General features: G+C 63.3%; 13 protein-coding genes and 1 tRNA gene. 3 read left to right on the top strand and 11 right to left on the bottom strand.

Annotated features, from left to right (window positions below; translation table 11 throughout):
• Window positions 1–9: 9 nt before the first annotated feature.
• From M2390_RS02960 to M2390_RS02950, 3 genes are all read right to left on the bottom strand, one after another.
• The gene (locus tag M2390_RS02960; RefSeq protein WP_259176958.1) at window positions 10–6,885 is read right to left on the bottom strand and encodes a PA14 domain-containing protein; all 6,876 of its coding nucleotides are present in this window, start codon (window positions 6,883–6,885) and stop codon (window positions 10–12) included.
• A gap of 235 nt (window positions 6,886–7,120) precedes the next feature.
• Window positions 7,121–8,023, bottom strand: coding sequence for a M48 family metallopeptidase (locus tag M2390_RS02955; RefSeq protein ID WP_259176956.1), 903 nt, complete (start codon window positions 8,021–8,023; stop codon window positions 7,121–7,123).
• 15 nt (window positions 8,024–8,038) lie between these two features.
• Complete coding sequence (locus M2390_RS02950; RefSeq protein WP_259176955.1) at window positions 8,039–8,608, bottom strand: LemA family protein; 570 nt, start codon at window positions 8,606–8,608, stop codon at window positions 8,039–8,041.
• A gap of 170 nt (window positions 8,609–8,778) precedes the next feature.
• Here M2390_RS02950 and M2390_RS02945 point away from each other — a divergent pair, with 170 nt between their 5' ends.
• Both M2390_RS02945 and M2390_RS02940 read left to right on the top strand, forming a co-directional pair.
• Window positions 8,779–10,926 (top strand): hypothetical protein, encoded by a 2,148-nt coding sequence (locus M2390_RS02945; protein ID WP_259176953.1) that lies wholly within the window; start codon window positions 8,779–8,781, stop codon window positions 10,924–10,926.
• A gap of 45 nt (window positions 10,927–10,971) precedes the next feature.
• Window positions 10,972–12,663 carry a bifunctional 3'-5' exonuclease/DNA polymerase gene (locus tag M2390_RS02940; protein WP_259176952.1) on the top strand — a complete coding sequence of 564 codons (1,692 nt, stop codon included), beginning with the start codon at window positions 10,972–10,974 and terminating at the stop codon, window positions 12,661–12,663.
• Between the two features lie 171 nt (window positions 12,664–12,834).
• On the opposite strand, the gene M2390_RS02935 is transcribed toward M2390_RS02940, so the two are convergent.
• Window positions 12,835–13,674, bottom strand: a complete 840-nt coding sequence (locus M2390_RS02935; protein WP_259176950.1) for an alpha/beta fold hydrolase — start codon at window positions 13,672–13,674, stop codon at window positions 12,835–12,837.
• Window positions 13,675–13,964: 290 nt separating this feature from the next.
• A complete protein-coding gene (locus M2390_RS02930) occupies window positions 13,965–14,846 on the bottom strand; it encodes a M23 family metallopeptidase (RefSeq protein WP_259176948.1) in 882 nt (293 codons plus the stop codon).
• A gap of 278 nt (window positions 14,847–15,124) precedes the next feature.
• Here M2390_RS02930 and M2390_RS02925 point away from each other — a divergent pair, with 278 nt between their 5' ends.
• Window positions 15,125–15,529 carry a DUF5684 domain-containing protein gene (locus tag M2390_RS02925; protein WP_245991806.1) on the top strand — a complete coding sequence of 135 codons (405 nt, stop codon included), beginning with the start codon at window positions 15,125–15,127 and terminating at the stop codon, window positions 15,527–15,529.
• A gap of 64 nt (window positions 15,530–15,593) precedes the next feature.
• Here the strand turns inward: M2390_RS02925 and M2390_RS02920 are convergent, their stop codons facing one another.
• The 6 genes from M2390_RS02920 to M2390_RS02895 all read right to left on the bottom strand — a co-directional run bounded on the left by M2390_RS02920 (window position 15,594) and on the right by M2390_RS02895 (window position 21,019).
• Complete coding sequence (locus M2390_RS02920) at window positions 15,594–16,355, bottom strand: ankyrin repeat domain-containing protein (RefSeq protein WP_259176945.1); 762 nt, start codon at window positions 16,353–16,355, stop codon at window positions 15,594–15,596.
• Window positions 16,356–16,520: 165 nt separating this feature from the next.
• Window positions 16,521–18,050, bottom strand: a complete 1,530-nt coding sequence (locus M2390_RS02915; RefSeq protein ID WP_259176944.1) for a glycosyltransferase family 39 protein — start codon at window positions 18,048–18,050, stop codon at window positions 16,521–16,523.
• A 99-nt stretch (window positions 18,051–18,149) separates the two neighbouring features.
• Window positions 18,150–18,225 (bottom strand) — tRNA-Leu (locus tag M2390_RS02910).
• Between the two features lie 87 nt (window positions 18,226–18,312).
• Entirely contained in the window at window positions 18,313–19,755 is a 1,443-nt protein-coding gene (locus tag M2390_RS02905; protein WP_259176943.1) for an NAD(P)/FAD-dependent oxidoreductase, read from the bottom strand.
• 247 nt (window positions 19,756–20,002) lie between these two features.
• Window positions 20,003–20,521: a DUF501 domain-containing protein gene (locus M2390_RS02900; RefSeq protein WP_259176941.1), complete on the bottom strand. Its 519-nt coding sequence runs from the start codon at window positions 20,519–20,521 to the stop codon at window positions 20,003–20,005.
• Window positions 20,522–20,563: 42 nt separating this feature from the next.
• Window positions 20,564–21,019: a septum formation initiator family protein gene (locus M2390_RS02895; protein ID WP_259176940.1), complete on the bottom strand. Its 456-nt coding sequence runs from the start codon at window positions 21,017–21,019 to the stop codon at window positions 20,564–20,566.
• Window positions 21,020–21,202: the final 183 nt, after the last annotated feature.

Below are 21,202 nucleotides of genomic sequence, written 5' to 3'. Positions count from 1 at the left end.
AGGAAGCTACTAACGTGATCGCCACAAATACCGCAAATACCTGAAGCCAAACCCGACCTTGCCCATTGAACCATACCGTTGCTGTTCAAACGGAGCTTTACGCGGGAGCAATCCAAACATCTTACGAGTAGTAAATTTGACCCCTACAGTTTTCAGCGAGGCACGAGAGAACGAGTTCATCGAGTGCAATTTTGTATATTGACGAGCAAGCATCCCGCCCACGCCACCAATTTTCAATCCGTCTAATGTGCCTTCTGCCATTGCAGATACGTATCCGCCCACGGATCTTTGCGATTTGGGTGTATTTACACGATAGTTCAGCGCAGCAAGGCCACCTCCAACAACTACACCAGCCACAATTGCGCACCCAATTCCCGCCGTTGCCGCACACAAAGCACCAACAGCCAAAGTCGTAACTACACCCCTAACAAATCCGTTCGCCAAGGCCGCTTTCGCTGAACCAACCGGGTCCGAAACAACTTTCTTAACGATATTTCCAACATTGCCCACCAAATCAGCGAAGAATCCGCCGCCCTTAGGTTCTTTTTTCTGCCCGTCCAAATCATCAAAGTTAATCGGATCATTCGGATACACATAGTCGTTATCCACGCCGCCCTCGACCGGGTCCACCGAGAGGAAGCGGCCCAGCGCCGGGACGTACTGACGTGCGCCCATCTCCACGGTTTCGATCGAGCCCGCGTGCTCGGTGAGCTTCTGGTTTCCTCCCACCCAGCCATAGTCCGCATTTCCCGGCAGGTTATCCGGCAGCGCGGCAGCTGCGGCAATCGTGCCCGGAACACCGGTCACCGGATCGATCACCTGACCAAACGGATCATATGCACGACGCGCTCCCTCGCGGGCACCCGCCGCATCCGTGGTCACCATCACGTCACCATGCTGGTTCGAGAACGACCAGGAAGCAGACCCATCCGGACGCGCATTCACGATCACGCTACCGAAGGTCGACACCGTCTTGTTCAGGACGTTTGAGTCACCGTCATAGATGTAATCCGGAGAATCCCCGCTGCCGGAGAATCCGTACCCCTGCACATCCGGAGTACCACCGGGCTTGACCTCAGAACGCTGCACGATGCGGTTTGTCACATCTCGCTTATAGGTCACCTGGGTGCCATCGGCGAGAACCTTCTTGGTGTGACGATCCTCCGAGTCATACGACAGCGTCTGATCTGCCAGCACCGTGGTGTTGCCATGGGCGTCATAACCCACCGAGGCAAGCCCCGCGTTGACCGGGTTGGCCCCGGCAAACGCTCCGGTCACCATGGATGCCAACAGGCGATCGGCAGCATCGTGATAGTAGGTCGTGGACTGTGTGCCCGCGCCCGGAACCGTGATCGATGCCGAGGTTCGGTTGCCGTTCAGTCCGGCGTTGGTCACCGCGCTTGCGGGACCACCGATGGTGGCACCGAAACCGTACTCGAACACCGAGTCACCAATATCCGCACGGACCAGGCGTCCGGCACCGTCATAGCGGTACTTCGACACCAGGGTCTCGGCACCATCCACCAGGGTGGTGCCCAGAATACGGCCCGACTGCGAACGGACCACGGACTCACGAATCACGCTGCCATCGGCAAAGCCCCAGTCCTGAGACAGCGCCGCACCGGCCGGATCACGCACGATGTTCGAGAGGGTCGCCCCGTTCCCCGACTTGTCCGGACCGGAGGGGAAGGTCACGCGAGTCAGCTCACCGCGGTCATACTCGGCGGTGGCCATCAGCTTGCCATCCACGGTGAGCGTCAGCGGCTTACCGTCCAGATCGTAGGTCATCTGCTCTACCGAGGCGGCACCCGAAGGCGGAGCAACGGTGGACTTGGTGACCTGGCCCAGAATGTTGTACTCCACCGTGGTGGTGGTTCCCCACACATCGACGTAGGTCAACAGCCGTCCCAGCAGGTCCGTGGTGGTGGTGATCCGACCGGCCGAATCCTCCGACCAGCTCGTCAGCGGGTTGCCGTCTGCCGCATACGTGTTGGTTACCGTGCGCGCCGGGGAATCCCCATACGCCGGGTACTTCACCGTGGCCACGCGTCCACGGGCGTCAAAGTTCGTGCAGCTCCAGCCTGCATCGCCCGAGCGCTTTGAGCCCACGGTGCGACCAAACACGTCGTACGCATACTGCGTCACCACCGCGGATCCGATCGCCGGGGTCGGCCCGGTCGAGGATTTCAACGCACCAAACTGCGGCGTGTTCGCGGCCACCCCACAGACCTCGCCGCCGAACGCCTGCGACAGCGTCTCGAGCGGTCCAAAGTAGGCGAAGGTTGCACCGTTGGTGGAGGCCGGCTTGTTAGCGGCGGTTGCCGCCGGCAGCGTCTTCAACGTACGACGCTGGTATCCGGCACCGGTCGCCTCAAAGCCTGTCGTGGTGGTGAGCTTGAGACCGTTCGGGTCGATCGTCGAGCTAGTCTCACCGCCCAGCCACGGCTCGGCATACTTCGAGGAGGTCTCCATCGAGGTGGGGGCGGTCAGCCCGGTGATGCTGCTCGACTTGGGCAGCGCGTCATCGGTCTTGGTGCCGGTCACCAGGCCGTAGTCCGGCGTGAGCTGGCTACCGGGAATCGTGACAAAGTCCGCCGCCCCGGGGGCCTTCCACTGCAGGTCAAAACTTGCAAAAGAGAGCCCCTGGAAATAGTCCACACGAATGCGCTTGGTTGCCCCGGAGGTCGGAATCTGAATCGTGCCGCCCAACGAGGGCTTTACACTCTGATCCACCCAGTTGCTGTCCACCAGGAAGTCATCAATGAAGATACGGGTACCGTCATCAGCCACCGTGCGCAGCTGATAGTCGCCGGCATTCGGGAAGGCGATGACACCGGTCATCCGCATCGACCAGTTGACTGATTCCACGCCGGTGACCGGCGGCGTGGTGTTCCAGTTGCGCTTCATCGCCCCGGAATCGTCACCGATCCCCAGTCCGAATCCCACCGGGAGTCCCGCCTGGAATCGGTTGTTGAAGTAGGCGACGTTGAGTCCCCGCAGGTTCTCGTCATAGCTGGTGCTGGCGTGCTGCGGCAGAATCGCACAGTTTGCCAGGGGCTTCCTGTCCGCACCAAAGCAGGCCTCGGGTGCCGGCCCAAAACTGTCAGTCGGGCGGTTCTGAGCGTCGTAAATTGTGGTCGATTTGCGACCACGCGAATCGGTAGCGGACAGCACCTGATCGCGCTGGTTCCACTCCTGCTTCCCGCTGAGACCCATCGCCGAGGTGTCGGACAACGCCCGCCAGGCAGGATCGAACGTAACCGTCCGTGCATGCCCGTTGGAGGGTGCCACGTTTGGTACCGTCAGACCCGACTGATCTACGAAGGTCGTCTGATTCGCCGCATAGGTTACCGTGGTCTTGGGCTGCTGCCCCGCGGTGACACCGTCGGGCGAGGGAAGGGTCACACTGGTGCCCCGGCCCTGTGCATCGTAGGCAATCGAAATGCGGTTCTGGACGGTGGGCTGACGGCTCGCGTCGGCGAGCAGCCAGTCATTGAGGTCGGCACCACGAATGACCGTGAGTCGTCCGCTGGCATCGTATTCGAACGAAGCCACCTCATCGCCCGGATCCACGATGCGAGCCAGGCGGCCGGCCGCGTCATAGAACAGCTGAGTCGTGTCATTGGTGCCGGCCACGTGACCGGGGTACACGATGCGGCACAGCATGCCCGCGGGGGCCGCGGAGAAGCCCGAGGGCACCACACAGGCGTCTGCGGACCCACCGGTGTCGGCACCTGAGAGGCCCACATCCGAGGCCTTATCCCCCGCATAGGCAAACACCACCGAGCGAGCGAAGGTATTCCCGCTCTTGGAGAGCGGGTCCGAGATGCGGGTGACCTGGCCGGTACCCGGGCGGTTTTCAACTACCGGGGTCGCGGGCTTAAGAGCATCGCCGGGCGCAATCGTGTTGGCCACGTTGCCGGAGGCGTCAAACAGGGTTACCGCACCGGATTCATCGGTGAAGCTCACCTTTCCGGTGGCGTCCAGTGCCACCACTCCGTACTCCCCCTCCGGCGGCGCATAACCACCGGTCGAGGTCTTGCCATAGCTGTGGGTGGCACCCGACACGTCGGTCAGGATGACCGCACTCTCGGTCACTCGGACGGAGGAGAAACCACTCGCATCGCCGGCCAACGGTGCCGAGGATCCCCAACCCGCGGGCAGGGTCTGCACCGAGGTCGTAAACCAGTCCGGCGGCACAATAAAGGCGGCGCCGTTGTCCTTCTTAGCCCAGAGAATGATCTTGGCAAAGTTTGTGCTGTCGAAGTATTCCACCTCGATCGGCACCGGGTTCCCGGTCAGCGCACGCGGCGCTGCCCAGTCGATACCCGCATCGTGGCGGTTCAAGCCCCACTTGTCCAGCAGGATCGCGCGGTCCACGGTCAGACGCGAGCCGTCATCACGGTGCAGACCAAAGGTGTAGTTGCCGGCGGACGGAGGGGTAATGAAACCGGTCCAGCGTGCGCCGAACTTATCGGTCGGAACCGACGGCCCCGGCGATCCCTCGCCCCAGTCGAAGGACACCTGCGGGTCGGTGCGCACGAGGACTCGCTCGCCCTCGCTGAGCTTCGGGTAAGGGTTGTCCTTCCAGACCTTGGTCAGGTCGAAGTACTCACCCTTGAGTCCGCGGTTGTTGGCCTTCAGCGAGTTATAGCTGAAGGTCATCCCCATCGGGCCGCCGAGGGTCTGCACGGTCGGGGAATCAAAACCGACACTCACGTTACCGTTGGCGAGGTTCAGCGACACCGGTCCCACCGACTGCGACGGTGAGGGACCACCCGCGCCGATGCGCTGGTTCACGGTAATCGCATTAGTCCAGAACGGCTGGTATTCGTCGTTGCCGTGCTTCACCAGCACCGACCAGAAGTAGCGGTCACCGTCCTGGAGGCTTCCCGAGGGAGCGGTCCAGGTCGGGTCGTTGAGCCAGCCAGAATTCAGCACCTGACCGGTCACGCCATCGGCACCGGTGGACACCCGGAACCAGTACTTGGTATCGGCGGTCGCATTGGGATGCTTCACCGCGGTAAAAGTGGGAGTGGTCGTGGTGAGAACCGTCCCGTCCAGCGGGGTTGCGGTGTCTCGCGGCGGGATCGGGGCTGCACTCGTGGTGAAGGACCAGGTGGCACTACCGCGGGCGGTGGGGACGTTGAAGAGTCCGTCGTAGCCGTCGCGAACGTAGGCCTTCCAGTAGTACTTCTTGCCGGCCACCAGTTTGAACTGGGGAACCTTCACGTTGTCCTGTCCGATCCAACCCGAATCCCAGAGGATGTTCACCTCGGGGTTGGGGTTCTCGGAAATACGGAAGAACCAGTTCAGACCGGTACTCTCGGGGTCGGTGTATCCGCTCACCCTGAGCGTCGGCGTCACCGATCCGTTGCCGCCATTGGTCGGCGAGGGCGCGTCCCGGCTTCCGGTGGTCGGGTAGTCCTTCCAATACACGTACATTGCGGTGCTCAGACCCTTATACGTATAGGTGCCCGACTGTTCGTGACCCGAAAGCATCAGATACGGATCGTTGTTACTCGACCGAACCCACCAGGCCACGGCCTCACTCAGGCGGTTGTCCCGAGCGGAAACTTCGGTGCCCATCGTCATGCCGGCAAGCTCGGAGCCCGCACCGTTATAGGAAAACGAGCTGGCGTGGCGCAGAACTCCGGGATAGACGTTCGCCGTTCCCTTGGCAAGCCCGGCGGCAAGCTGCACGTCCACAATCTGCTTCCCGAACCAGGGAGCCATGTTGTAGTGCACAACGGAGCGCCAGTAGGTGTCGCGGTTGCCGTCACGGGAGTTGCCGACGTTGATGGCACCGCTTACAGATACACCGTCGGAGCGGTACGCAATCGCGTTATCGGTTCCGGTTTGCGCGGTGGGGTCGACCGTGATCGGGAATACCCGCTCCTTGGCGTTCAGCCACTTCTTATCTCCGGTCAGGGTGATTGTCCAATCCGATCCCGAGCCCTCAACGGAGACCTTCAACGGCTGGCTTTCGGGTTCGCGAACACCCTCCTCCCCCGAGGCGTCCCAGACCATCGGGGTGGGCACGAAGAAGACTTTTCGGTCCTCGTCATCGGTGAAGTTCACCGAGCCGGTTTCATCGAGGGCGAGCTTCAGCCCACCGGAATTGACCTTCCACGACCACTCGGCGTTACCGATGGCCTTCTTCGTGTCCAGGAGCAGTAGTTCCTTAACCGTGCCCTCGGTCACCTCATAGCGCAGCTCGGTGTCGGTCAGTACGCCGGGGTAGGCAATGGTGTTCTTTTCGCCCCAGGGGGCGAGGTTACGGTTGGCGCGAGCGTTCTTCGCTCCCTCGAGCGCAAACGAGACGGTGTGTCCATCCTTGGTCACCGTGTAGGGATTCTTGTCATCGGCGTGCTCGGCGAAGGTGGGCGCCAGGGGGTGGCGCTTTGCCTTCGAGGATCCGAATCCAAGCGCCCCGCCAAATCCGTCGCCGGAGATGCTGGTTTCCACCGGCTCAAAGTTTCCAGGCTTGGTCTCTACGTTGAGCGGCTCCTGAGAAACCTCCGATACCTTGAGACCGTCCTTGGTCTCATAGACGTTCTCAAATTCGGAACGACTCAGGAGTTTGGCATCCTCAGGCACGAACGGCTTTTCTTCGGTATCACCTGGGGTCAGGGTCTGAGCGGGTTTCGGCTCCGCATCACCCTCGCCCGGCGCATCGCTAAAGTCGCCCGTGGGCATCGTGCCCGGGGTCACATCGGGAGCCGGCGCGCTCGGCGCGGGCAACTCGTCCACCTCGCGGGTGGTGACGGTTTCATCGGCGTGTGCCGCCTGAATGTCAAACGGGACCAGAACCCCCGCGACTACCGCAAAAGAAACAACAGCAATGAGTGCCCGGAACCAGTGCCGGTCAACGCGTAAAGACACGCAGAAATCCCCCAGTAAATGACGCCCCGAAATAGGGCACGGTTGAAATTACTGGTAAAAACCTGTGAATGACAAGCTCAACACGCATTCTGTGGTAACCCCCAAAGCGGGGGTGTTTTTACTCTCGAGCGTGTCCCGAATTCTCCGCGGACTATCGGCCAGAGATACCCCTCAATTCATAAAAACACCGATGGCCCGGAGAAACTCTCCGGGCCATCGGTGTTGTGGGGAGGGGTTAGAACTCCCCACCCATCTTTTGCAGACGGGCGATCCGATCGGGGATCGGCGGGTGGGTGCTGAAGAGCTTGGCCGCACCGCCGGACTTGAGCGGGTTGGAAATCCACAGGTGCGCCATCGAAGAGTTCTGACGCTGCATCGGGCGTCCATAGGCGTCGAGCTTGGCCAGCGCGCTGGCCAGGGCGTCGGGATGCCGGGTGGTCATCGCACCGGTGGCATCAGCCAGGTACTCGCGCTGACGCGAGACGCTCAGCTGAATCAGGCTCGCCAGCAGCGGGGCGACCAGCATGGCAACCAGTCCGATGATCATGACCACCGGGTTGTTGCCGCCGCCGTTGTTGTTATTGTCGTTGCGACCGCCGCTCAGGCCACCCCAGAAGGCCATCCGCATGAAGATGTCGGAGATGAATCCGATCACCACCACCAGGGCGAACACGATCATCGAGACCCGGATGTCGTAGTTGCGCACGTGACCCAGCTCATGGGCCATGACGCCCTCCAGCTCGGCGTCGGTCATGATCTCCAGCAGCCCGGTGGTTGCGGCCACCGAGGCGTGCTGCGGATCGCGGCCGGTCGCAAACGCGTTGGGGGCAGGGTCGTCGATCAGATACACATCCGGCATCGGGGTACCCGTGGTGATCGCCAGGTTCTCCACGATCCGATACAGCCGAGGCTCATCGGCCAGGCTGATCTGACGTCCGCCACTGATCGTGAGGGCCTGACGCGAACCCATGAAGTACTGGAAGATCGCAAACGCGGCACCGCCGATCAGGATGCCGACGGTGATCGTGGGGCTGTGATTCAGGTACCCTACCAGCCATCCCAGCGCGCCGATGATCAAGATAAACAGGATCATGATGATGACCGTGTTGATCTTGTTTTCGCGTATAGCTCGATACATGTATTGCGGGGAAAACTAGAACTGAATGCGCGGCGGCTCGGCGATGGCCGCGGCGTCGGCAACCTCGAAGAACTCACGCTCGGTGAAGCCCAGGTTACGCGCAAACAGGTTGTTCGGGAACACCTGGATCTTGGTGTTGAGCTCACGCACTCCACCGTTGTAGAAGCGACGCGAGGCCTGCACCTTGTTCTCGGTGTCTACCAGCTCGCCCTGAAGCTGAAGGTAGTTCTGGTTGGCCTGCAGCTGCGGGTAGGCCTCGGCCACGGCAAAGACCGACTTCAGCGCCGACTGCAGGTGGTTCTCGGCGGCGGAGGCCTCGGCCGGGCCCTGAGCACTCAGGGTTTCCGAGCGGGCGCGGGTAACCGCCTCGAAGACGCTCTTCTCGTGCGAGGCATAGCCCTTGACGGTCTCAACCAGGTTCGGGATCAGGTCTGCACGGCGCTTGAGCTGCACGGTGATGTCGCTCCAGGCCTCATCGACCCGAACCTTGAGTGCCACCAGCGAGTTATAGGTCGACCAGAGGTAGATGCCGATCACGACGACAAGCGCAACCACGATCAGGACGGGAATAAGCCAAGATGGCACGGTGTGACCTTCCAAAGTTTGAATGATATTCGTACTGAATACCCAGTGTACGCGCCCGGGTGATTCTCGGCTTCCCCGCGTCACCACCCGGCACCCAATTCGCAGGAATGTGTGGGCGGATGTCGGAAATCTTTGACAAAGCCCGATTTTTTGCATGGAATAGAGGGACCGTGCATTCCGTTCCGAGGAAGTTCCCCGTCCCGGTTGCTGCTGTGCTCTGCCTGGCCGCGATCACGTTGAGCGTGCTCGTGAGCGCCCAGATCCCCGCATCCGCCGAGCCCGCACAGCCGGCTTCGGGCTCATCGACGAGTGCTCCCTCCAGCCCCGATCCCTCCGTTCGACCCACCATTTCGGCACCCGCCGCCGGCGATGTGATCGGTCGCGCGAGCACCACGGTCCGAGGAGCGGCGGCTCCCGGCGCCTCGCTGACGGTGCTGGCCGACGGTAAATCGGTCTGCACCACCAATGCCGGCACCGACGGCAGCTACACCTGCCAGTTGTCGGGCCTGACCACCTCCCCGTCGGTGACACTGGTCACCCGTGACAATGGCGCAAGCTCGGGGGCTCCCGACTCGGCCTCGGTGGTGTTTGCCGTGGTCACCCCACCCACCATTTCCAGCGATTCGGGTTCGGCCAAGGTTGGGCTGATTCAGGGCACCGGATATCCGGGGGCCACGGTCAAACTCACGGTGACCGGCGTCGGTTCCTGGGACGTGCAGGTGGCCCAGTCCGGACGCTGGGCACAGTCGCTGCCGCTCCAACTGCACGGCACCTATTCGATGAGCGCAACCCAGCGCACGTCCTTCAGCGGCACCACCTCATCGGATCCCAGCCCCACGATCTCGCTGGTGGTGGATACCACCCCGCCGCCCGCTCCCACGATCACCTCCCCCGCGGCGGGCAGCGCCCTCACCTCCCGCACCACCTTCGCCGGTGGCGGAGAAAACGGCGCAACGGTGACCGTGTATGCCGTTCCCGATGCCGGCGGCGACGCGGTGCTGTGTTCGGCCCCCGTGACGGCCAGCCACTGGAGCTGCGCGGCCGAGGTCCCCGCCAGTGGACCAGCAACCCTGATCGCCTATCAAACCGATGCCTCGGGGAACCCCGGCGACACCAGCACACCGATTCGAATCGTCTTTGGCGCAAACCCCGGCGGCACCATTCCCCCGCCTCCGACAGCACCGGGAACCGGTCAGGATCCAGGGCGGGGCCAGGGCACCACGCCGGAGCCCGGTCATTCGGCGACCCCGCCGGCGACGCCGACCCCCAGCAATCCGCCCGGTTCCGCCGCTCCCCCGCAGCCGCCCACCGGCGGCGGCGAGGCGGGTCCGGCAACTCCGGTGCGTCCCTGGGACTGGGACGCCCGCTCGGCATTCACCCACGCGGTAGCACCGGTTCTCGGGCCCACGGCCGCCTCCGGATGGATCGGCGCGTTCCTCCTCGCCCTCGCGGTGATCGCGCTGGTTCTAATCCCCGCCCGCTTCCTCGCCGGGGGCTTCCGCTCCCGCGGACCGCTCCGGTTCACCGGGCGTAACCGGGAACGCCCGGAGCCCGAGGATCCCGACGGAGCGCTCTCGGTGCGTCATCCCATCCTCGCCGGCGCCGTCCTGGTTCTGGTGCTGGGACTCGTGGTGGTCTTTGCGATGCCGCTGCGCCAGGACGCCGCCCAGCTGCGCCTGTTTGGTGCCGCGGTGATCGCGCTGATCTTTGTGAACACGGCCGCCTCGATCCTCCCGGTCCTGCTGAGTACCCGGCGATTTGGCGGAACCGCCACGGTGACCGTCGCCCCCCGCTACCTGGGCGCGGCAATCGCCGCCTCGGTGGTGTCGCGGATGCTCGGAATGGAACCCGCACTGGTATTTGGCATCGCATTCGCGGTGACCCTGGTCCCCGAGGCCGTCCGTGCCCAGCGCGCGGGGGCCGCGGCGCTGCGCGTCTTCAGCGTGTTTGGGCTGGGGATTGCCGGGTGGATCGCGTCCAGTCTGCTTGGCTCCCCCACCGGTATCGCCGGGTCCTTCCTCGCCGAGGTCGCCAATGTCACGGCGATGGCGGGCATCGGGTCGGCGGCGATCCTCCTGATTCCGCTTGGGCAGACCAGCGGCCGCGCGATCCTGGCCCTGGGCCCCTGGCGCTGGCTCGCCTCGGCACTGCCCGTCTACACCACGCTGTTCGCGCTGCTGTGGCCGGCGTTTGGCCATCTGCACTCCCCCGACATCATCCCGGCGGCCCTCATCCTGGGTCTACTCTTTGGCGGGATCGGACTCGGCGCCTACCTGTGGCGGACCTCGCTGCGCTCACTCTTTATCTCCTCACGCTAGGCCCGCCTGGGCCCCGAGGTCGGTGGCTCGGTCCACAATAGGGATATGCCCCTCGTTCTCACCGGTTCCCCACACGGCCTCACCGTGCTCCACGAGGTGGATGAGGCGGGCACCGTCCTGTCCGAACCGGTCGAGCTCCGGGGAACGGAGAACATCCTCGAGGCGATTGCCGCGGCCGAGGCGGCCCATCCACGTTGGGTCTGGTCGGGCACCAACGACTGGTATCCGTGGCTGTTGGAGCACGATCTGCGCATCGAACGCTGTGTGGATCTGCGCCTGGGACACGCGCTGCTCCGCCTCACCTCGGCTCTCCCCGCGGGCGAGTACCCGAGCGCGCCGGACAGCCCCTGGACACATGAGCCCTTCCCCAGCGGCGCACCGGTCGAACAGGGCCTGACCCTGTTTGACGAGGTGGACCGGGCGGACACCGTGGACGCCAACGAAGTTCTGGCCGAGTTTGCCCGTCAGCGCGCGGCCGTCTCCCGAGCCGTCGAACGGGATCAGATCGCCGGGGGAAAGCTGCGTCTGCTGCTCGCCGCCGAGTCCTCGGGAGCGCTGATTGCCGCCGAGATTCACCACTACGGACTGCCGTGGAGCCGGGCGGAACACGATCGGATTCTGACCGAGGCGCTGGGTGAGCGGCCGCGCTTTGGCGGCCGGCCCACAAAGCTGGGAGCCCTCGCCGATACCATCCGGGAGCTCCTTGACGCTCCCGATCTCAATCCCGATTCCCCACCCGAACTGCTGCGGGCTCTCGCCCGGGCGGGTATTTCGGTGCCCAGCACCAGCAAGTGGGTGCTGCGGGAGATTAAGCATCCGGTGGTGGAACCGCTGCTGCGCTATAAGTCCCTTTCCCGGCTGCTCAGCGCCAACGGCTGGGTGTGGCTCGACACCTGGGTTCCCGAGGACCGCTATCGCCCCGAGTATGTGGTGGCCGGCACCGCGACCGGCCGCTGGGCGACCAACGGTGGCGGGGCGATGCAGCTGCCCGCCCAGATTCGCGCGGCGGTTCGAGCCGATCCCGGACACCTGCTCGTGGTGGCCGATGCCGCGCAGCTGGAACCTCGGATCATCGCCGGGATGTCCCGCGACACCGCGATGGCGTCGGCGGGCGCGGGCAAGGACCTCTATCAGGGGCTCGCTGATGCGGGCGTGGTTCCCGGACGAGCCGAGGCGAAGCTCGCGATGCTCGGGGCACTCTACGGGGCCACCAGCGGCGAGAGCGGCGCGCTGATGCCCCGGCTCAAGCGCGCATTCCCGCAGGCCATCGCCGCCGTGGAAAACGCCGCCCGCGAGGGTGAGCGGGGCCGCTCGGTGAGCACCTGGCTGGGCCGCGGCGCCCCGCTGCCGGACACCGCCTGGTTTGAGTTCCAGCGTGCCTCGGGCCAGGTTGACGCGACCGATGCGATGCGCCGCCGCGCGGGCACCATGGCTCGGGACTGGGGTCGGTTTAGCCGCAACTTTATCGCCCAGGGCACGGCCGCCGAATGGGCCCTGTGTTGGATGGCGGGACTGCGTCAACGACTGGCCGTGCTCGGAACCCCGGGCGATCGCCCCCACCTCGTGTATTTCCTTCACGATGAGGTGGTGGTGCACGCTCCGGCAGAGGTCGCGGACGAGACCGCCACGGCCATTCGTGAGGCTGCCGCCGAAGCCGGAAGGCTGCTGTTCGGGACGTTCCCGATCGATTTCCCGCTGAGCGTCGCGATCGTTGAGCGCTATTCGGAGGCCAAATAACACAGCACCGGCCGGGCAGCGATGCCCGGCCGGTGTGGACGTGGACGGCCCGCGACCGGGAATGCCCGACCGGAGCCTAGTGGTGATGCCCGAAGCGCTTGCACCCTCCGAACATGCCCCCACGCTACGGAGCGCGTCTGAACCGCACCTATGCCGTGGCTGAACAGTGCATTAACGCACCCTCACGCCCGCCTGAGAACGCACAAAGTCCGGGACCTCTCGGCGCACCTCGGGTGAGGGAACGGTGCTGGTGTGATCGGCGCGAGGAAGCGCGATCATTCGCGCGTCGGGCAGGGCCGCGGCCAGGGCGCGGGCAGGCTCAATCGGAACCGTTCGATCCCGCTCTCCGTGCACAATCAGTGTGGGCATCGTAATCCGAGCCGGATCGGGTGCCACAAACTCCGCCGCATAGCGGGTATCACTCTCGGTCCCGCGAACCCGCGGCGCATAGGGAAAGCTGGCGGCGGTGATGGTGCGCACCACCGCACGCGCATCCCACCCCTCGGCATCGGGTCCGGGAATCCCCCGGGCCAGGATCCGCTGGATCGGCTTTGTGGTCGCCGCCCGCGCAATACCGCGTCGGGTCAGGAGGAACCGAGCGCCCGGCGGCATCGAGATGTCCTGGGCGGCCACCAGGGCCTCGATGAGCACCAGCGCGCTGACGCGGTCGGGCAGGTTGGCGGCGGCCCAGATTGCGGCCATGCCGCCCCCGGAGATCCCGGCTACCGCGGCCGTGTGCAGGTTGAGTGCATCCATCACCGGTCCCAGGAGCAGACCCTGACGGCGTGGCCCCGGGGCCAGCTCCAACGGTGTGCGCAGATAACCGGGACGGGAGATCGCGATCACGCGCACCCCGGCGTCGGTTCCGATGGTTTCGGCGAGGGAGAGCCCCTGGTCAAATCCACCCGGAGTTCCGTGCAGAACGATCAACGGAACCCCGCTCCCGCGCTCGGCGTATTCCACCGGGCCGGCCGAGGTTTCCAGGATGCGTGAGGACTGTGACGCGGACATGATTCTTCTTTTCCGGCGTCGATCCGTGGCGCCACTCAGGAAGAGCATAGCCCCGCTACTCGGATCTAGCTGAGTGTGATCTGTGACTTGCCTATGCGCACAGGCTCACTGAGTCACTCGTGCCAGCGAGCGTGTCCGTGGGAGGTCTATCAACGTGACAAAACGAGTGCGGTGAACAGGACGCATTCGACACCCTGATCCACGCAATTCCTATTGCCTCGTGTTAACGGATCCGGGGCCGCCTGCACCCTATTTCTGTGCAAACGGCCCCTCACAACACGTCTCTTCGACTATGCGGTTCCGTCAATCTGTCCCTTGGTCAGGGTGGTCTTCTGTTCATCAGTGAGCAGCGGGACTCCGAAGGAGTCAAGGTTTGGGACGGTGTTGACCAGGTTCGATATTCCGCGAGACACGAGAGAACTTTGCACGAGGGCAAGCTCTGCAACGGTTGCAACAAGACGGCGAGAAACAAGGTTTGAGAGCCATACCTTTGACGAGGCAGCGGTCTTTACAAGAACAGGAAGGTTCGTGCGGGAGAGCTGTTCGAGGATTCGGCGGTCATCATCGGTAAACATATCGTCTTCGCTTTCAGGTTCGGTGATCGGTGTGGATGTAGCGTAAAGCGCAAAGAACTCAACGGGGTCCTTAGCTACCCCGTTGACTTCAGTCTGAAAATGTAGGTGAACTCCATCAGCAACTCCGGTGGCACCAGTCCCCCCAATTCGCTGGCCCTGAACCACCTCCTGATTGAGCACCACGTCGTTTTTATACATGTGGCGGTACACGGTGACGAGTCCATCGCCGTGAGCAATATCAACCCGGTTACCCCAGGTTGGCGATGACGCTGCGTTCCAAATTCGGTACACACGTCCGCTCCCCGCGGCAATGACCGGGGTATTGAGCTTGTTGGCGATTCCTAGGCCATAATCAATACCCGTGTGAAAGCGCACCGTAGGGCCATTGGGAGTCTGAATAATATTTCTGTTCCCGAACCCAGAATTGGGGGTTCGCAGGTTATCTGGAAATGGCCAGATAAATCTAGGGGCAGCGGCTTTGGCGGGAGTTGAGTTTAAATAGTCAAATCCCAGAGCGCTGAAGCTTGCCGCAACCGCTGTCGCAGCAATCAACGTCCGCCGGCTAAGCCCCTCGTTTAGCTCACGTGGTTCGTTCATGATCTGCACACTATTGCATCGCGACCCAGCGACACAAGGCCTCTGAAATGACCAATCAACACTTCTAAATGAACCGGCGAATTCTGTCCAATGCTACATTTATCGCATATTCTCCAACAGGTTGACCCACCACAGAAATGGCCTATCCACGGCATCAACCTCGAGTTGAGCAAAGATCTTTAAATAAACGCACGCGCCTCGCTTGCGGTTTCACTTTCTACAACTATCGTTATCCTCGCCGCTCATTCGGGGCGGCACGAATCGTTGAAAGGTTTTGCGTGTTCTCTCACCTCTCGCTCCTCCCCGCGGAAATTAACACCGATGTGCAGGACGGTCTGAACCAGATCACCACCACGACCGGTACCGGCGGATTCATCTTCTACGTCATCTCGGTCATCGGTCTGTGGGCCGTGTTTAGCAAGGCGGGACGCCCGGGCATCCTGGCGATCATCCCGATCGTCAACGTCATCATCACCCTGCGCATCGTTGGTCGCAGCGGCTGGCTGGTGCTGCTGTACCTCATCCCGATCGTCAACATCGTGATGGCCATCATCGTGGCCTTCGATCTGGGCCGGAAGTTCGGTAAGGGCGGGGCGTTCTCGTTCTTCCTGCTGTTCCTGTTCCCGTTCATCGGCTACCTGATCCTCGGTTTCGGCCAGGCACGTTACACCCAGAACGCCTAAGAGATAGGTCGTTCTCAGGGGTCGGGACCGCAGGGTCCCGGCCCCTTCTGCGTACGTCCGGACGCTAGCGGTGTCCGCCGGCGGCCCTGATCAGCGCCGCGAGGTTCCGTGAGCCACGGTCCTCGGCATTTTTGAGCGGGGTGTTGCCCTTCGAATCGCGCAGGTTCACATCCGCTCCCCCGGCGATCAACAGCTTCACGCTTTCCTGGTGGTCGGGCCCGTCGGTGCCCAGCAGGACCGCTTCCTGAAGCGCCGTCCAGCCGAGCTTATTGATGTGGTCGGGGTCTACGCCCGCCTCCAACAGCAACCGGATGGTTTCGACGTGTCCGTGTTCCCCCGCGGGAATCAGCGCGGTGCCGCCGTAGCGGTTGGTGCTGGCAAGGTCGGCGCCGTTTTCCAGGGTGAGCGTGAGGATCTCGTTGTATCCCTCGGCTCCGGCATACAGGTACGCACTGTCCTGGATCTCGTCCTTGGCATTCACGTCGGCCCCGGCCTCGATCAGAGCGCGCGCGGCGGTGATCCGGTTGGCCTTGGTTGCGGCGATCAGTGGTGTTTGATCGTTGCCGTTTCGCACCTCAATATCGGCCCCGGCGGCAATCAGCCGGCCAATCTCCGGAACATCATCGCGCGAAACCGCATCAAACAGTGCGGCGGAGGTTTCCGCACCAGTCTCGGAAGACTGCTTCGGACTCGAATGGGAGGGGGACGTGCCATCGCTAGACCCGGGGGCGGCAAGCTTTGCCACACATCCCGTCAACAGCAGCATGGCTGCAATACCCGCGCCCAGCAGCGGTACCGCCCGTACCACCCGAAAATGCCCGATCATATCCACGCTCCCACTCTGCCCACACCGGGCCACTCGGCGACCCTGCACTATATACATATCAAGAGAGATTGTTAAAGGGTCGTGAGGTCCCGCCCGCCGGTTCGCGTGAACCGGCTGCCAGCACTGCGGGCGTAGGATCGCACCGCATCTCTGACCGAGCGGATCCTACGGGGCTTTAAGAGCGAGCTCCTCACCGTTGTATTCCAGGGGACGCGGCAGTACGTAAAGGGTGACGTTATCCATTCTGATGGGCTCTAAGAGATCGGCATTTTCTCGTAGGAACCGGTCGATCCGGGCATCGATGGCGAACCGGTCCGAGGCTTCAAGGACGATTGCGCGCACCCCCTCGCCGTTCACCAGCGCCGGATCGAAGATCTCCTGGTTGTCGACGTAGGGCGCGACGCGATACGGCGGCATCCCGCCGGCGAGGACGGCACCGTCTAGGCCGTGGCTGGTCAGCTCGGCAGGCAAGAGCGCGAGACCCTGCGGTCGATCCGAGATTACAAGGATCGACTGCTTGACCCCGCACACCAGGACCAGCGCGATCAGAACCACGGCTCCGAGGACCCGAACAAACCGAACTACCCGAGGCAGCACCCCGGCGGATCCCCCGCGGCGGACCCTTGCAGGTTCCTGACCGTCAGGGAGGGCCGGTGAGGGCGCGGGGGGAAGCAGCGCGGAAATCCCGAGCCCAGCCAGCATCGCCATCAGCCAGAACCACCCGGCGAAATAGTGGGAGAGCGCGACGCTGGTGCCAAACATATGGAAGCCGGCGAAGGCGGCCAGGGCAACCCCGAGGTACAGTACCAGCGTACGGGGACGAGCGAGGACGACGGCCAGGACCATCCCGATAACAAGAACCACAGTCCCCAGCGTTCCCAACCCCTGCTTGGTCAGCCAGAGCTGAGACCACCAGGGCGCATGGGTATAGACGGTGCCCGCAATCGAGACGAGGTGACCAAACTTATTGTGTGCCGCCTGGTTCTCCAGCATGCCCGAGATGGCATCCACCATGCCCATCGGCAGGTAGGCCAGGGTAAAGGTGATCACCAGCGTAGCGAGGAAGATCAGGGCATCCCGGATCACGATCGCCACCCTGCGTCCGCTGCCAAACAGCAGCACGATCAGCGCGACACCAAACATCGCCGCCGATACCTTAGACGCGACAGACGCACCGAGCGCGACGCCCGACAAGACAATCCAGAGGGTACTGCCCCCGCGATACCAACGCCAGGCAGAGGCGAGAGCCACCAGTGCAAAAAACACCATGACCGGTTCGAGGAACGCGATGCGATCAATACGCAGCACCTCGCTGCCAAACCCGCGTGGGATACAAAACCAGACCAGCACTGGAATCAGTGCCCGCATGCGCCCGATTTCGCGTCCCAGCCAGAGCCAGATAATCAGGCCAGAGCCCATCACCAGCAGGCCCACAACAATCCGCGGGCCCAGCACCCCGTCACCAAAAATCAGCTGCGCCAAGCCGTACACGTATTTGGCCAGCGGGGGATGCTCGCGATTCGCCGAGAAATCTCCACCGACATACGCGCGCCCGGCGTCCACATATACGCGCTCATCGACGTGCACATTGGTGGCGAGCAGGTTCCAGAACGAGAGGAATGCGCCCCAGAGGAAAACCGCGACGACGAGTAAGATATGTCCGAGGCCCAGCGCTCGAGATGACGGGTGAGGCATCCGTCCATGCTAACAGCCAACAAACATACGTGATGTGAATGCATGGTGCCTGGGCGAGACGCGCAAACGGCCCGGGATCGTGATGATCCCGGGCCCTTTTGGTACCCCCAGTCGGACTCGAACCGACACTGGAGCGATTTTAAGTCGCCTGTCTCTGCCATTGGACTATGGGGGCGTGAGTGCTCAACAGTGTAGGGCACTCAACTCGGTGGACGCATTCAGGGGATCCGATCCGTGGATCGAACCCCCTGAATGACGGCAACTACTTGGCGGCCGGTGCCTCGGCCTTATCAGCCCTCTTCTCGGCCTTGGCGGGCTTCTCAGCCTTCACTGCCTCGGCCTTGGGAGCCTCGGTCTTCGGAGCCTCCGGAGCGGCCTCTACCGGCGGCTTCGGGCGAGAAGCGAACTCCTCGAATGCGCGACGCGGGGTCAGCGTGGCCGACAGACCAACGATGTCGCGACCCAGCCACACGTTGTGCCACCAGCCCCAGATGACGCGCCACTTGCGCTCCCAGGTCGGCATGGCCAGACCATGGTATCCGCGGTGAGCACCCCAGGCGAGGAAGCCCTTCATCGAGAACTTACCCGACTGGAACACGCCGATGCCGATACCGAGACCGGCAACCGCACCCATGTTCTTGTGGAAGTAATCCTTGGGCTTCTCGCCACGCAGGACGGCAACCAGGTTCTTGGCCAGCAGGCGGCCCTGACGCACGGCGTGCTGAGCGTTGGGCACGCACATGCCACCCACGCCGCCACCGGACAGGTCGGGAACGGCGGTGACGTCACCGGCACCCCAGGCGCCCTCAACCGGAGCATCCTCGGTACCGAGGCGCAGGTCGGGACGGGTGACCAGACGGCCACGAGCCTCGATCTCCAGGTCGGTGTTGCGGACGATCTGCGGGGTCGCCATGACACCGGCGGTCCAGATGATCAGGTCCGACTCAAACTTGGTGCCGTCCGAGAGCTCAACGTTGCCGTCGACACAGGAGGAGAACTGGGTCTCCAGGAAGACCTTGGCGCCACGCTCGGCGAGGTTCTTCAGCACCCAGTGGCTGGTCTCCAGCGACACCTCGGGCATGATCCGCGGGGCGGCCTCAACCAGGTTGAAGTGCACGTCATCGAAGGTCAGCTCGGTGTACTGCGACAGCAGGTCAGAGGCGAAGCTCCGCAGCTCGGCGAAGACCTCGATACCGGCGAATCCACCACCGACGACGGTGACGGTCAGCAGGCGGTCGCGCTCCGGACCGGCCGGCATCTGCGAGGCCAGGTCGAAGTTGTGCAGCATGCGGTCGCGGATCGCGACGGCTTCCTCGATGGTCTTGAGGCCGATCGCCTCATCCGCCACACCCGGAATCGGGAAGGTGCGCGAAACGGCACCGGCGGTGATCACGATCTGGTCGTACTCAAACTCGTACGCCTCGCCGACGGGCGGCTGGATGGTCGCCTTCTTCTCGGCGTGGTTGATGTAGGTGACCTTCGCGGTAACGATGTGGGTCTTCTTCAGGTGACGACGGTGAGCGACAACCGCGTGACGCGGGTCAATCGAACCGGACGCAACCTCGGGGAGGAACGGCTGGTAGGTCATGTAGGGCAGCGGGTCGACCATGGTGACCTCTGCTTCCCCGGCCCGAAGGTGCTTTTCCAGCTTCCACGCGGTATAAAAACCCGCGTAGCCGCCGCCGACGATCAGAATTTTAGGCACTGTGAGATTTCTCCTGTAGCGAGGGGTGTTTGCAAATCGAGGCGTTCCGACACGGGAGCGTCCGAGGGGCTTGCGGCAGCAGCACTGGCACCAAGCAGATTCAACGATAGCACTGCCCCGGCGTTAACCCCGCGTTCACGCGGTAAACGGGCGGATGTGCAGTCGGTAAAACACTAATGTGCGGCCATCGAATGACCCGTGCCGACTCCCGCGGGGACACGCACAATCGCGCGTGTCCCAAGGGGTGTTATTCGGCGGCCGAGTAGTCCGGGCACTCGCAGACATCCGGCGACCAGGTCGCGCGCTCGAGTGCCAGATCACCGATCGGGTTGACGCCCGGTCCGGCGGCCAGGGCGTGACCGGCGAGGGCGTGCAGGCACTTCACGCGCACGGGCATGCCGCCGGCGGAGATACCGTGTACTTCCGGGATGTCCTCGATGCTGTAGCGGTCGGCGAGGAATGCCTCGTGGGCGGCCGCATAGCGGGTACGCAGGTCCTCATCCTCGGCCAGCAGGTCGTTGTACTCGTTCATCACGTGCTCGGCCTCAAGCTGCGAGATTGCGGCGGTCGCGGCCGGGTGGCACAGGTAGTAGAAGGTCGGGAACGGGGTACCATCGCTCAGGCGCGGCTTGGTCGACACCACCGTGGGGGCCCCACACACGCAGCGTGCGGCAATTCCCACCACATCGCGTGCCGGACGGCCAAGCTGGGCCGAGACGATGGCAATATCCTCGTCGGTTACCGGGTCAAAGGGCGGGGTGGTCATGCGTTTTTCTCCTACGGCTGGTCACTCTGGTGCGGGATACACCTATTTTTCGGGTGTATTCCCCACCGCAACCTTACCCAGACCTGCGCTCAGGAACGAACCGAGCAGGTTTTCCGACCAGTTCGCGTCCCCGGTTTTCACCTTGTCACTGACCGGATCGGGTTCCTTGCCGGCCACCGCGGGATCCAGATCGTTGCGTACCGTGTAGGTGGTTTCACCGGGATTGACGTAGTAGAGCCGGTCTCGCGCCTGGGTTTCGATATAGGTCTTGTCGTTCCAGCGCTCTCGCTCGGCCATCAGGTTTTTCACCGTGTGCTTATCGTCGGTCACCAGCTTCTGGTAGATCGCGATCTGCTGACGCTGCTCGACATAGGTTTTCAGGTTCGGCGCGATGATCACCACACCCAGCGCGATCACGCCGAGCATAATGGCGGCAAACCCGGACAGCCGAAGACGACGCATCCACCCGGCCTGGGCACTGCTTCCGGTCTCGGTCATGGCGGTATCCCCTTCGCTGGTCGATGCGCGGGCCGTCACGGTGCGGACCCGGAACTCGGGGCCCCTCCGCAACGTCGCCGAAGGGAAGGAACCCGAGAAAAAACGGACTCCCGGCCCCGCGTCCCCGAGGGGACCAGGACCGGGAGTACCGGTAGTACTGCGTTCAGCTTACGGGCGGATCAT

The organism is Mycetocola sp. BIGb0189, assembly GCF_024810155.1.
Taxonomy (GTDB): domain Bacteria; phylum Actinomycetota; class Actinomycetes; order Actinomycetales; family Microbacteriaceae; genus Mycetocola; species Mycetocola lacteus.
The sequence above is the reverse complement of the archived record's forward strand: the minus strand, read 5'-3'. Positions and strand labels throughout refer to the sequence as shown.

Excerpts from the sequence above, each read along its gene's own strand:
- M2390_RS02915 (WP_259176944.1), bottom strand. The coding sequence starts at position 18,050 with ATGCCTCACCCGTCATCTCGAGCGCTGGGCCTCGGACATATCTTACTC.
- M2390_RS02940 (WP_259176952.1), top strand. The coding sequence starts at position 10,972 with ATGCCCCTCGTTCTCACCGGTTCCCCACACGGCCTCACCGTGCTCCAC.
- M2390_RS02955 (WP_259176956.1), bottom strand. The coding sequence starts at position 8,023 with ATGTATCGAGCTATACGCGAAAACAAGATCAACACGGTCATCATCATG.
- M2390_RS02935 (WP_259176950.1), bottom strand. The coding sequence starts at position 13,674 with ATGTCCGCGTCACAGTCCTCACGCATCCTGGAAACCTCGGCCGGCCCG.
- M2390_RS02930 (WP_259176948.1), bottom strand. The coding sequence starts at position 14,846 with ATGAACGAACCACGTGAGCTAAACGAGGGGCTTAGCCGGCGGACGTTG.
- M2390_RS02920 (WP_259176945.1), bottom strand. The coding sequence starts at position 16,355 with ATGATCGGGCATTTTCGGGTGGTACGGGCGGTACCGCTGCTGGGCGCG.
- M2390_RS02900 (WP_259176941.1), bottom strand. The coding sequence starts at position 20,521 with ATGACCACCCCGCCCTTTGACCCGGTAACCGACGAGGATATTGCCATC.
- M2390_RS02895 (WP_259176940.1), bottom strand. The coding sequence starts at position 21,019 with ATGACCGAGACCGGAAGCAGTGCCCAGGCCGGGTGGATGCGTCGTCTT.